General features: G+C 68.7%; 11 protein-coding genes. 6 read left to right on the top strand and 5 right to left on the bottom strand.

Annotation, left to right across the window (positions count from 1 at the left end):
• Positions 1-3: 3 nt before the first annotated feature.
• From GKZ92_RS18315 to GKZ92_RS18295, 5 genes are all read right to left on the bottom strand, one after another.
• Positions 4-996 (bottom strand): NAD-dependent epimerase/dehydratase family protein, encoded by a 993-nt coding sequence (locus tag GKZ92_RS18315; protein ID WP_006360305.1) that lies wholly within the window; start codon positions 994-996, stop codon positions 4-6.
• On the bottom strand, positions 993-2,048 hold the full coding sequence (locus GKZ92_RS18310) for a phosphotransferase family protein (protein WP_006360304.1): 1,056 nt from the start codon (positions 2,046-2,048) through the stop codon (positions 993-995). Before GKZ92_RS18310 ends, GKZ92_RS18315 begins: the two co-directional genes overlap by 4 nt.
• Complete coding sequence (locus GKZ92_RS18305; protein WP_155225510.1) at positions 2,045-3,127, bottom strand: TIGR03857 family LLM class F420-dependent oxidoreductase; 1,083 nt, start codon at positions 3,125-3,127, stop codon at positions 2,045-2,047. The genes GKZ92_RS18310 and GKZ92_RS18305 overlap by 4 nt, the downstream gene beginning before the upstream one ends.
• Before the next feature lie 4 nt (positions 3,128-3,131).
• Complete coding sequence (fadD1, locus tag GKZ92_RS18300; protein ID WP_155225509.1) at positions 3,132-4,721, bottom strand: fatty-acid--CoA ligase FadD1; 1,590 nt, start codon at positions 4,719-4,721, stop codon at positions 3,132-3,134.
• 228 nt (positions 4,722-4,949) lie between these two features.
• Positions 4,950-5,411, bottom strand: coding sequence for a hypothetical protein (locus GKZ92_RS18295; RefSeq protein ID WP_006360301.1), 462 nt, complete (start codon positions 5,409-5,411; stop codon positions 4,950-4,952).
• 103 nt (positions 5,412-5,514) lie between these two features.
• Here GKZ92_RS18295 and GKZ92_RS18290 point away from each other — a divergent pair, with 103 nt between their 5' ends.
• From GKZ92_RS18290 to GKZ92_RS18265, 6 genes are all read left to right on the top strand, one after another.
• Entirely contained in the window at positions 5,515-6,456 is a 942-nt protein-coding gene (locus tag GKZ92_RS18290; RefSeq protein ID WP_006360300.1) for a PaaI family thioesterase, read from the top strand.
• A gap of 191 nt (positions 6,457-6,647) precedes the next feature.
• Positions 6,648-7,451, top strand: coding sequence for a TIGR03084 family metal-binding protein (locus GKZ92_RS18285; protein WP_006360299.1), 804 nt, complete (start codon positions 6,648-6,650; stop codon positions 7,449-7,451).
• Between the two features lie 60 nt (positions 7,452-7,511).
• The gene (locus GKZ92_RS18280) at positions 7,512-8,675 is read left to right on the top strand and encodes an acyl-CoA dehydrogenase family protein (RefSeq protein WP_155225508.1); all 1,164 of its coding nucleotides are present in this window, start codon (positions 7,512-7,514) and stop codon (positions 8,673-8,675) included.
• 46 nt (positions 8,676-8,721) lie between these two features.
• Positions 8,722-9,894, top strand: coding sequence for an acyl-CoA dehydrogenase family protein (locus GKZ92_RS18275; RefSeq protein WP_127962503.1), 1,173 nt, complete (start codon positions 8,722-8,724; stop codon positions 9,892-9,894).
• A 10-nt stretch (positions 9,895-9,904) separates the two neighbouring features.
• Positions 9,905-10,549, top strand: a complete 645-nt coding sequence (locus GKZ92_RS18270) for a TetR/AcrR family transcriptional regulator (RefSeq protein WP_006360296.1) — start codon at positions 9,905-9,907, stop codon at positions 10,547-10,549.
• Positions 10,550-10,661: 112 nt separating this feature from the next.
• Positions 10,662-12,734 (top strand): FUSC family protein, encoded by a 2,073-nt coding sequence (locus GKZ92_RS18265; RefSeq protein ID WP_155225507.1) that lies wholly within the window; start codon positions 10,662-10,664, stop codon positions 12,732-12,734.
• Positions 12,735-12,768 lie beyond the last annotated feature (34 nt).

Here is a 12,768-nt window from a genome sequence, read left to right as displayed (position 1 = left end):
TCGTCAGGACCGGCGGGCGGCCCGTCGCTCCAGCCAGAACCGTGCGCCCTCGGCGATCGCCTCGGTCACCGGTCTCGGCCGCCAGCCCAGGTCGCGCTCGGCCTTGCCGTGGTCCATCTCGGACATGAAGTGCATCAGCCGCACCGACGGGACGGTCAGCTGGACGGGCTTGCGGGTGAGGGCGGCCCGCGCCGAGCCCGCCGCACCGGCCGCGTACAGCGCAGGGCGGTTGAGCACGAGCCGGGGAGGCTCCCGGCCGGCGGTGCGGGCGGCGATCTCCACGATCTCGCCGGTGTCGATGGACCGCTCGGCGACGATGTACCGCTCGCCCACCTCACCCCGCTCGGCCGCCAGGGCGAGTGCGCGTGCAGCGTCGTCGATGCCCACCGACTCGGCCCGGCAGCCGCGAATGGTGAACGGCAGCTTGCCCAAAGCCGCACCGGCGACGAAAGACCCGTGTGGCGTCGGCTGCCAGTCGCCGGGACCGTAGGTGTTGGCGACGCACATCACGACGCCCGGCACGGCCCCGTCGCGGGAGTAGTCCATCAGTAGGTTCTCGGCGGCGACGCGACTCTTCACGTACCCGGGTGCGTGCTTCGGCCAGTTGAACGCATCGTCCTCGGTGGCCAGACGCCCCTGGACCCGCCCGATGGTGGCGGCGGTACTGGTGAAGACGAACCTGCGCAGCGGCTGTGTGGCGGCGACGTCCAGCACCGCCCGCAGGCCGTCGACATTTGTTCGGTACAGCGGTGCCGGATCCCGCAGCCAGGCACGGGTGTCGACGGCGCAGTGGAACACCACGTCGCAACCGTCCATCGCCGCGCGCACCGAGTCGGCGTCGAAGAGGTCGCCGGTGACGTGCTCGAAGTCCAGGCCGGACAGCGTGCGGAGATCGCTGGTCGGACGCGTGAGGACGCGTACGTCGTCCTCGTTCCCGACGAGATGACGGACCAGTCGGGCACCGAGGAAACCGTTGCCGCCGACGACGAGCTTCATCGTCCGGCCAGACCGCCCGGCACGAGATCCTCGATCGCGGCCGCGCTGCGGGACAGCATCGCGTCGAACATGGCGGTGCCGCGTTCGGTGGGTTGCGCGGCGGCCGAACCGAAGACGATGATCAGCGGCGCCTGGATGAGGTTGGCGACGTAGTCGTCCCAGCACTCGTCGAGCGTGTAGTCGGTGACGCCCTCGGTGACCACCGCACGGTGATACGACGCGACGATGCCGCGTTCGTGCTTTCGACGATCCTCGGTGGTCAGGCTGGTGCTGAGTAGAAAGGCGATGTCGCGCAGCGGGTTACCGGTGGTGATGGTCTGCCAGTCGATGACCGTCACCTCGCCGGTCGGGCTGAACAGCACGTTGTCCACACGTAGGTCTCCGTGGATGAGTGCGGTGTTCCGCAGAGGCGCGACCAGCCAGTCGCCGGCCTCGCGGACCAGCCAGTCGATGGCCGCCGAACTCTGCAGGTCGGGCGAGAAGCGGTCGCGGTAGACGTCGGCCATCGGGGCGAGGATCGTCTCCATCATCTCGCGTTCGGCGGCACCGGGCAGCGGCATCTCCTCGAGCAGTGCGGCGTCGTTCCAGCGGGGTGCGTGCAGACCGGCCGCCGCCACGGCGACCGACTCCGCCTGTGCCGGCGTGCATCCGGTGATCTGGTCGCCCTGCACCGCGTCGCCCATGTCCTCGAGCAGGAGCACGAACTCGGTGGCCGGGTCGGAGATGGTGGCGGCGTAACACCGCGGGATCGGGACGGTGAAGCCCGCGGCCAGATCACGGTAGAACCGGACCTCGTTGCGGAACACCCCGGACCCGAACTCCCGCTGCTCGGGAGCGCCGGTGGCCAGCTTGGCGACCATGGTGGCGGGCAGATCCGTCGGACCGTAGTGTTCGAGTGTCAGCCGATACGACCCGGCCATCTGCCCGGTCCCGACAGCCTCGGCGGTGACCGCGGTGATCGACGCGTCGTGGCCGTTCTCGCCGAGGAAGTCCGTCAGCCACGTCGCCGTGAGTTGCTCGACGCTCGTGGGTATCTCGAGGGTCTCCGTCACGAGGGCATCCTTCCGGGGTTGACCGGTAGTCCGACCGCGCGTTCGGGGCGAATGTCGCGGTAGGCCGAGACCACCGGCGCCAGTTCGGTTGGCGTCGCGCCGTGCAGGATCACCGAGTCGACACCGAGAGCGAACTGCTCGGCGACCGTCTTCGCGCAGTCCGACGGCGAGCCGGTCGCCGAGTCGGCGACCCACGCCTCGGGGATGGCTTCGGCCAGTTCGGCGAGTTCGTCGGCGGTGGCGGTGGCGTCGATGGGACCTCGAGCACCGGTGAAAGCGGTTGTCGCCCGGACGTGTTCGAGATCGGCGGGGTCCCACTGGTTGGCACCCATGAGCTGGTCGGGGTAACCCTGCAGGTACGTCGCGAGGCGCCCGTACAAGCGGCGCATCCGGTCGGCGGGGTCCAGTTCGTCGGACACGGTCGCCACGACCGACCAGATCCGGATCGACGCCGGATCGCGTCCGGCGCGTTCGGCCGCCCCGCGCACGTGGGAGACGGCCCGCCGGGTGGCGTCGGCGCTGAAGTACGTGTGCAGCACGACGCCGTCGGCGATCTCACCGGCGAGTTCGAGGGTCCGGGGACTCATCGTCACGAGCATCACCGGCGGCGGGGACTCCAGGGTCACCCCGAGGCTGAGCAACGGGTACGAACCGATGGGCCCGTCGTGACCGATGACCATCTCACCGGCCCACAGCTTGCGGAGCAGCCCGGTGATGTCGCGCAGGGCCGCACCGGTGACGAGCGGGACGCCGAGGATCTGCCACTGCGGGGTGATCCCGCGTCCGAGCCCGAGAGCGAAACGGCCGCCGGACACCTCGGCCAGGGTGGCACCCATCGTCGCGGTGATGATGGGATGCCGGGTGTTGTGGTTGGTTGCCGCCGTGGCGATCCCGAGGTTCTCGGTCGCTCCGGCGAGGGCGCCGCACAGGGCGGCCGCGTCCTTGACGTTGAACCGCTCCGAGACGAATGCCGTCCCGAGTCCGATCTCGTCGGCGAGCCGCGCCTCGCCGGCGAGTTCGCGCGGGGTGACCGGGTGCCGGGAGAGTGCGTAGTAGCCGAGCTCGGTGAGCTGATCCATGGACTCAGGCGCTCGCGCTGACAGCAGCGCGGTACTCCTGCGACCGCGCCTCGCGCACCCAGAGGGTGCCATCGCCGGCGCTAGCGCCCTCCTGTTTCAGGGTGCGCTTGAGGATCTTGTTGGTGGCTGTCGTGGGCAGGTCGTCGGCGATCCGCACGTACCTCGGCCACGCCTTCGGTGACAGGTCTGCCTGCGCGGCAAGCTGTCCGGCGAAGGACTCCGGGCTCAGTGAGGCACCGTCCTGCAGCACGACGGCGGCCATCACGGCGTCACCGACGTGTTCGTCGGGCACCGCATACACCGCGACGCGGTTGATCTCGGGCACCCGCAGGAGGATTCGCTCGATCGGTCCGGCGGCGAGGTTCTCGCCGTCGACGCGCATCCAGTCGCCGGTACGGCCGGCCAGGTAGATCCATCCGTCGGCGTCCTTGTAGGCGAGGTCGCCGGACCAGTACATCCCGTGACGCAGACGCTCGTTGGTGGCGTCGGAGTCGTTGTAGTACCCCATGAACATCCCGCCGCCTTCGACGTTCACCAGCTCGCCGATTGCCTCGTCGGGGTTGAGAAGTGCTCCGGTGTGGTCGAATTCGGCGGGAGGACACTCGGTGATCGTCGAGGAGTTGTAGACCGCGACGTTGGGGAAGCCGCGGCCGATCGAACCGTGCGGGGTGCCCGGCTCGCGGGTGATGATGATTGCGAGTTCGGTGGAGCCGAACCCGTCCCAGACTGTGCAGCCGAAACGCCGCGAGAATTCGTCGATGTCCCGGTCGGTGGCCTCGTTGCCGAAGGCGACGCGCAGAGGATTGTCGGCGTCGTCGGGCTTCTCCTCGGTGGCGAGGATGTAGGCGAGGGGCTTGCCGACGTAGTTCATGTACGTCGCGTTGTAGCGGCGGATGTCGTCGAGGAAGGTCGACGCGGAGAACTTGGCCGGCGCGATCGCGGCTCCGCCGCACAGTGCGACGCAGTAGCCGCCCATCAGCGCGGCGCTGTGGAACAGCGGCATCGACAGGTAGCAGACGTCGCCGGGACCGATGTCGTACTTGTCGGCGAGGACGGGGCCCGCGAACGGGATCATCATGTGCGCGAACTGAACCGGCTTGGGGTTGCCGCTGGTGCCCGAGGTGAAGATCAGCATGAACGTGTCCATCGCGCCCGGCACGGAATGCGGTGTGAGTTCGCCCGCCCCGGCGACGAGGTCGGTCCACTGCGGGGTTGAGGTGTCCAGGACCGTGACGCCCGGGAGCTCCAGGCCCTCGAGGAGGGGGCGGTGCTCGGCATCGGTGATCAGGATCTGGCAGTCGGCGCGCAGGATGTCGGCGGCCAGGCCGTCGCCGCGTCGGGTGTTGTTGATGCCGGCGGTGACGTAGCCGCCGAGAGCTCCGGCCGCGAGCGCGATGAGCATGTCCGGGGTGTTCCCCAGCAGCGTGCCGATGTGCATCGGGCGAGAGGCGTCGGCCACGGACAGGATTGCGGCAGCGGTCTTCTCCGCGTCGCGGATGTACTCGCGCCACGTCCACCGGCGTCCCTCGTAGGTGATCGCCAGGTTGTCGTCGTCGGCTCGTGCCTGGAGGAGCTGGGTCACTGTCTCGGCCATGCGGCCAAATCTAGAACGTGTTCACCAGGTCCGTGTACAGATCTGAAATATTGTCTACTGCGCCGCGTCGGAGACGCCTGGGTGTGGCCGTCGGAGACGCCTGGGCATGACAGTCCGAGACGCCTGGGCATGACAGGCGGAGACGTTGCACCACGGCCGGGGTTCCCGGAAACAACTCGGTCGGGGACGCCGAAGCGTCCCCGACCGAACGGGTGTTGCTGTCTGCCGCTAGCGCTTGAACGAGCCGCTACCGGGCACGACGGTGAACGTGCGGTCGTTCTTGCCGATGATCGTCGTGGTGAACTCGATCGAGCCGGCACCGGTCGCGAGGGCCACGCCGTCCGACGGGCGTGCGTCGCTGCAGGCATCGAAGACGTCGCTGCCGGACTGGCCGGTGGACTTGTTGGTCCAGCTGATGCCGACGCGTGCGTCCTTGAGGTTGGTTGCGCAGGCCTCGGTCGGCGTCGTGTTCAGTGCGACCTGGGTAACACCCGGTTCGGTCGCGGATGCGAGGATCGAGGCGAGGAAGCCTCCGCTGACGCCGTTCGAGCCGACGGTGATGCCCGTGTTCGGGACCTGTTCAACGCTCAGCGCCTGCTCACCCGGGGCGGCCTGCGCGGTCGCAGCGCCCAGCGTCATCGCACCGAATGCCGCAACGGCTCCGAGTCCAGCAATGGTCTTGCGTCCCATGTGTATCTCCCGTCACTTTGGACACTTCGAATCTACAGCGTACGGGAGTGATGTTGGACTCCTCAAGGTGAGGTCGGCGGCATTCTGCTGATACAGAAGACGTATGAGCGATCCGCATCACGCCGAGTCATCGAACCCGGGGCCACACGACCCGCTGTCCGCCTTCCATCTCGGCGACCTCGCCGTCGAGGGCAAGGGCGTGCGCGCCGCTCAGTTGCTCTGCTCGCAGTTCGCCGACCATCGCGGCCTGATCGAGCTGCCCGCGCTCGCCGTTCTGTTCGATCACTGCGGAGGCATCCCGTTCCATCGCACCCACGACGACCCGGCGGCCGCCACGCTGCAGGCGCGGTTGTCGTTGTCGACGCACGGTCGCGCGAACATCGGTGACCTGCTCGCGGCGCGTGCCGAGGTGGTGATGCACGACGACGGCTGGGGCTCGACATACGTCGAGATCCGCTCCGGGGCAGGGCAACTGTGTTGTGTGGGCACCGCCCGCAATGTTCGCGTCGGGCGCGCCCTGACGGGTCAGACTCCGTCCGCCGAGATCGGGATGGCGATGCCCAGCTGCGACGACGACCACGGCGTGACGCTCCCGGCCGCCATCCCCGCGGATCTGACCGGGCGGGCGGTGGTCGAGGAGATCGCCACCAAGCAGCGGGACCCCGGACCGCTGGTCGAGATGCTCAACGGCACGGTCGAGGTGCTCGACGGGGCCATCGAGTGCGACGCCGGTATTCGGTTCCGCAGCGCCACCGACCCCTGGATGGGCAACATGTTCGGCACCATGCACGGCGGCGTCATCGCGACGATCGTCGGCCAGGCGGGGTCCTTCGCCGGGCACCTGCACGCCGGGGCAGGGCAGGAGTACTCGATCGGTGACATGGCGATCGGCTTCTACCGATCGCCGGCGGTCGACGGCAGCGAGGTCACCGTCGCGGTGACGCCGATCAAGACCGGGCGTCGGATCTCCTCCTTCGAGGCGACCATGACCTCATACGACGATGTCCTGCTGAGCCGCGCCACGCTGGACGTTCACTACCACTGACGGCGGTTGCTCCGCTCCGATAACCAACCCTGATGACCGCCCCTGGGATCTGCCCCCGGTAGCGGAGTCGCCGACATATCGTCGGCGGACTCGCTTTTGAGGGTTGATCGCAGGGGCGGTTCACTGTGCGTCGCCAAAGAAACAATCAAGCGCGCTTGATTCTTCTACGGTCCTGTGTGACGCTATGGCGCATGACCGATCGAGCAGCGGCCGTGTACGGCGTCGTGGCAGACCTCGAAGCCGAGTCCGACCAGCTCGATGCGCTGGTCGCCGACCTCGACGACGCGGGATGGGCCACGCCGACGCCGGCCCCGGGGTGGACCATCGCCCACCAGATCGCGCACCTTGCGTGGACCGACGAGGTCGCCGCCATCGCGGCGACCGATCCCGAGCGCTTCACCGAGCTGGTGACCGAGGCTCTGCAGAACAGCCCCGAGACCTACGTCGACGATGCCGCCGAGGCCGGGGCGGGTGCCCCGGTCGAGGAGATCCTCGCGGGCTGGCGACTCGCGCGAGCAAAGCTGGCGGACGCGCTCCGGGAAGTGCCCCAGGGTGTGAAGATCCCGTGGTTCGGCCCGCCGATGTCGGCGGCGTCCATGGCGACCGCGCGGCTGATGGAGACGTGGGCGCACGGTCTCGACGTCGCCGACGCCCTCGGGGTGACGGTGCTGCCCAGCGACCGCATCCGCCACGTCGCACACATCGGTGTGCGCACACGCGATTTCGCCTACATCGTCAACAACAAGGTCCCGCCGGCCGAACCGTTCCACTACGCCCTGACCTCGCCGTCGGGTGAGCTGTGGACCTGGGGTCCCGAGGACGCGTCGAACATCGTGCGCGGCTCGGCACTGGACTTCTGCCAGCTCGTCACGCAGCGACGTGCCGTCGCCGACCTCGACCTGGAGTTCGTCGGCGAGGATGCGCTCGAATGGTCCGGTATCGCACAGTGTTTCGCCGGGCCTCCGGGCGCCGGCCGCGAGCCGCGCGGCGCCTGAACGCCGCGTCGAACCCTCCACTCGTTCCACACCACGGTCACATCACCTAAGGAGCCTCGGGTGCCCATCACCAGCCCCAACGTCTGGGACACGCCGGAACGTCTCGAACTGCGTTCGATGGTCCGCAAGTTCGTCGAGAAGCACATCGTGCCCTTCCAGGACGACTGGGAGCGCGACGGCGAGATCCCGCGTTCGCTTCACCTCGAGGCCGCCAGGCTCGGCCTGTTCGGCCTCGGGGTGCCCGAGGAGGTCGGCGGCTCCGGCGGCGACGTCATCGACACGACGATCCTCGCCGAGGAACTGCACTACGCCGGTGCGGCCGGCGGTATCTTCGCGGGCCTGTTCACCCACGGCATCGCCCTGCCGCACCTGATCGCCGCCGGCGATCCGGAGCAGATCGACCGCTGGGTCCGCCCGACTCTCGCCGGTGAGAAGATCGGCTCGCTCGCGATCACCGAACCCGGCGGTGGCAGCGATGTCGGCCACCTGACCACCAAGGCCGAGCGCGACGGCGACTTCTTTGTCGTCAACGGCTCGAAGACCTACATCACCTCGGCCGTCCGGGCCGACTTCGTCGTGGCGGCCGTCCGCACCGGCGGACCGGGCGCCGGCGGCGTGTCCCTCCTCGTCATCGACAAGGACACCCCCGGATTCACCGTCACCCGCAAACTCGACAAGATGGGCTGGCGCTGCTCGGACACCGCGGAGCTGTCCTTCGTCGACGCACGCGTCCCGGTGAAGAACCTCGTCGGACCGGAGAACTCCGGATTCGCCCAGATCGCCATGGCTTTCGTCACCGAGCGGTCGGGTCTGGCCGTCCAGGCCTACGCCAGCGCCCAGCGGTGTCTCGACCTCACCGTGCAGTGGGCCCGTGATCGCGAGACCTTCGGCAAGCCGATCATCGCGCGTCAGTCGGTCCAGGACACCCTGACCGAGATGGCGCGTCGTATCGACATCGCCCGCGTCTACACGCGCGCCGTGGTGGAGCGGAAGGTGAGCTCACACGACGATCTCATCGCCGAGGTGTGCTTCGCCAAGAACACCTCGGTCGAAGCGGGAGAATGGGTGGCCAACAAGGCCGTTCAGCTGCATGGTGGACTCGGTTACATGACCGGCACCGAGGTCGAGCGCCAGTACCGCGACATGCGCATCATCGGCATCGGCGGCGGCACCACCGAGATTCTCAACGGTCTGGCCGCCAAGCGACTCGGCTTTCACGCCTGAGCCGACGCACCATCCGAACCCGAACCGACACAGAGGAAAAGACGCGATGACCACCTTGGAGAACCCCTTCGTCGAAACCCCGGAGCGCGCCGCGCTGCGTTCCGCGGTCGCCGGTCTGGCCGCGAAGTACGGCCAGCAGTACTTCCGGGATTGCGCCCGCGACGGACGCAAAACCGACGAACTGTGGCAGGAGGCGGGCAAACTAGGCTTCATCGGCGTCAACCTCCCCGAGGAGTACGGCGGCGGCGGGGCCGGCATGTACGAGCTCGCGATCGTCATGGAGGAGATCGCCGCCTCCGGCACCGGTCTGCTGATGCTGGTGGTCTCGCCGGCCATCTGCGGCAACGTGATCGCACGTTTCGGCACCGACGAGCAGAAGCAGCGGTGGCTGCCAGGCCTCGCGGACGGCTCGATCACGATGGCGTTCGGCATCACCGAACCCGACGCCGGGTCGAACTCGCACAACATCACCACCACGGCCCGCCGTGACGGTTCGGACTGGCTGCTGTCCGGTCAGAAGGTCTACATCTCCGGCGTCGACCAGGCGCAGGCGGTCCTGATCGTCGCGCGTACCGAGGACGCCAGGACCGGCAAGCTCAAGCCGGCGCTGTTCATCGTGCCGACCGACGCGGAGAATTTCTCCTACACCATGATCGACATGGAACTGCAGAACCCGGAGAAGCAGTTCCAGCTGTTCCTCGACGACGTCCGGTTGCCGTCCGACGCGCTCGTCGGCGACGAGGACGCGGCACTCAGTCAGCTGTTCGCCGGGTTGAACCCGGAACGGATCATGGCCGCGGCGTCGGCGGTCGGCATGGGACGGTTCGCGCTCGACAAGGCCGTGTCGTATGTCAAGGAGCGCACGGTGTGGAAGACGCCGATCGGCGCACACCAGGCCATCGCACATCCGTTGGCGCAGGGCAAGATCGAGCTCGAGATGGCCAAGCTCATGATGCAGAAGGCCGCGACGATGTACGACGCCGGCGACGACTGGGGTGCCGCCGAGCCGGCGAACATGGCGAAGTACGCCGCCGCCGAGGCCGCGGTGAAGCTCGTCGACCAGGCCGTGCACTCGATGGGCGGCAACGGGCTGACGACCGAGTACGGCATCGCGCCGATGCTGAGCCTCGTCCGCATCGCCCGCGTCGCACCGGTCAGCCGGGAGATGATCCTCAACTTCGTCGCGCAGGCCAGCCTCGGCCTCCCGAAGTCGTACTGAGGCACTACCGATGGTGTCCACGCGTGTGTCGTCGAATCGTCGTGAACCGCAGCAGGAACGCTCACGCCTGACGCGTGAGCGCCTGCTGCGGGCGACGATCGACGCACTCGCGGCGGATGGTTGGGCGGCGGCCACCGTCGCCGCGGTCGCCGAACGCGCCGGCGTTTCGCGAGGCGCTGCGCAGCACCACTTCCCGACGCGGGAGTCGCTCATCACCGCTGCACTCGAGCAGGTCTTCGACGACCTGACGACGGCGGCGGACAGCAGGTTCGGGACGTCGGCCGCGCCGGGCGAGCCGATCACCCCTGCACGAGTGCTGGCAGCCGTTCAACGCGTGGTCGACGTCTACACCGGAACGGAATTCAAGGCGGCCCTGCAGGTGTGGGCGGCCGCGGCCTCCGATCCCGCTCTGCGCACCTTGATCCTGCCGCTGGAGGCGAAGTTCGCCCGCGCAGCCCATCAGCGCACGATGGCGGCGATGGGGGTCTCGCCGGCCGACGAGAAGGGGCATCGTCTCGTGCAGGCGACGCTCGACTTCGCGCGGGGGCTCGGCCTGGCCGACACCCTGACCGACGACTCGGCGCGACGAGCGCAGGTCGTCGACACCTGGTGCGAGCAGCTCGCGGTGTCGTTCGGGGTCGACGAGACCGACTGACGAGCAGACGGGTTCAGGCCGACGCCCGCCGCGCGTGCACCCCGCCGTCGGTGGCACGAACATGCGTCGCCGCCATCCTGCGGTCCGACGCGACGATGAGAAGATTCCTCCCATGGCACCGCCCTTCGCACTGACCGCACTGCTGACGACGCACGACCCTGGTGCGGCGAGGTTGCGCAAAGCCGCGCGCGGCGCGTCGGCGATGGCCATCGGTGCCCTGGTGGTTCTCGCGATCCGATCGGTGGTGAGCATCCCGGTCGCGGCCGAGCTCTCGGCCGGCTTCCTGTCGCTGTGGGCGACGGTCGGTGCGGTCAAGGACACGACCGCGCGGGCCCGGATCGTCACGACCGTCGCGCTGCTCGTCCCCGGCTTCGCGGCGGCACTCCTCGCGTGTCTGCTGCATCCGTGGCCGGTCGCGCGGGCGGTCGCCTTCGTCGCGATCGCCGGTCTCGCCGCCTGGACGACGCGCTACGGGCCCCGGGGGAGTGCGCTCGGGTTCTTCGGGTTCTTCGCGTTCTTCTTCGCCGTCGTGATGGAGGCCGAACTGCACACGTTGCCGGTGCTGTGCGGACTCGTCGTCATCGCCGTGGCGAGCGCACTCTTCGTGCGACTGGTGCTGGTCCCGGACCGGCCGGGTGGGGAACTGGTGCGCCTCCTGCGGAGCGTGGAGGTCTGCGCCGACGATCTGCTCCGGGTCGCGAGCGAACCGGAGGCGGGGCCGCAGCGGGTGGCGGCGTCGGTGACCCGGTTGTCGGCCGCGACGAGTGCGGTTGCCGGATGGCAGGAGAACTACGATGCGGCGCACTACTCGGATGTGGATGACACGACCCTGTCACGACGGGTCTCCATGCTTCATCTGTCCTGTGAGCAGGCAGCCTTCCGGGTGGTCGAGCACCGAGCGGATCCCGCCGTCGCCCAGTCGGTGTCGCAGGTCTGTGGTGCGCTGAGGTCGTCGGGCGACGCCGCCCCGGCGCTCGTCGGAACGGGTCAGATCATCGAGACGTTGCGCATCGTCGTGGGGGCGACAGCCGATCTGCGCGCGATCGCCGTCGGGCGCCAAAAGCCGACCACGCCGGCGACACCCACGGAGGCGACATCCACCGGCAAGACGTCGACGCCGGCAAAGACGACACCGAGGCCCGACACCACCCGATTCGCGCTCCAGGTCGTGGTCGCCTGCTCGGTGGCCCTCGCCGTCGGCGAGCTCATCTCGGCGAGCCGCTGGTACTGGGCGGTGCTCAGCGCCTTCATGGTCTTCAACGGGATGGCCACGCGCGGAGCCATTCTCACCAAGGCCGTCAAACGGGTGCAGGGCACGGTGGTCGGGCTGGTGATCGGTGTCGCCGCCGTGCTGATCATCGGCGAACACCCCGCGGTGCAGTACGTGATCGTGGTCTGCGCGGTCTTTTTCGCCTTCTACCTCGGCGCGATCTCCTACACCTGGACGATCCTGTTCATCACGATCGTCCTCACCAACAGCTACGACCTGCTCGGTGTCCTGGACCGCCACGTCCTCGAGTGGCGCATCGAGGAGACCCTGTGCGGTGCCCTCGTCGGCGCGGCCGCGGCCTTTCTCATTCTGAGTACGCCGACCTCACCCGTCCTCGACACCAAGCTGCGGGCGTATTTCGACGCCCTGGTCAACATGGCCTCGGTTGCCCTTCGCAGAGGCGAGAACAGGCCGGGGGAGCCCGACTCCGACGCGGCCCTGGCCGCCGTCCGAGTGCTCGACGGGGCCGAAGCCGCGATGCTCGACGCCGCGACCTCGGCAGTGTTCTCGCTCAGCCGATTCCATCGATCGACGTTGCGCCGTCTGCGGCCGCATCTCCACGAGACGACACGTGAGGCAAGAGGACTCGCGTGGTCGGCGACCGGCCTGACGCGGTCGGAGGACACCGGGAACGGCGACCGGGTCGATCCGGGGATCGAGCAGGACCTCGTCGAGGAGCTCCGGGGAGCCGCCGACGCGACGGTGTCGGCGATCGAACACGGCGGTGTGCCGTCGAGGATCGCGAAGTCGACCAGGGACGTGGAGGTCGAGTACACCTTTCAGGCAACCGAGCCCGCCGACGACTCGCCGGCCCGGCAGGCCCGACGACTCATCGCATCGGTGCAGCGCATGCGCGCGGCGATCGCCGGGCCCGTCCGAACTCCTCGTGCAGACGAACAGCTCGCCGGCGAATGACCTGCCGACGAGCTGTTCGAGTGTTCCGGTTGTC

The sequence above is a fragment of the Gordonia sp. 135 genome, from assembly GCF_009720185.1.
Classification (GTDB): Bacteria; Actinomycetota; Actinomycetes; order Mycobacteriales; family Mycobacteriaceae; genus Gordonia; species Gordonia alkanivorans.
Note: the sequence above shows the minus strand (reverse complement) of the source record. Positions and strands in the feature narration are given on the sequence as shown.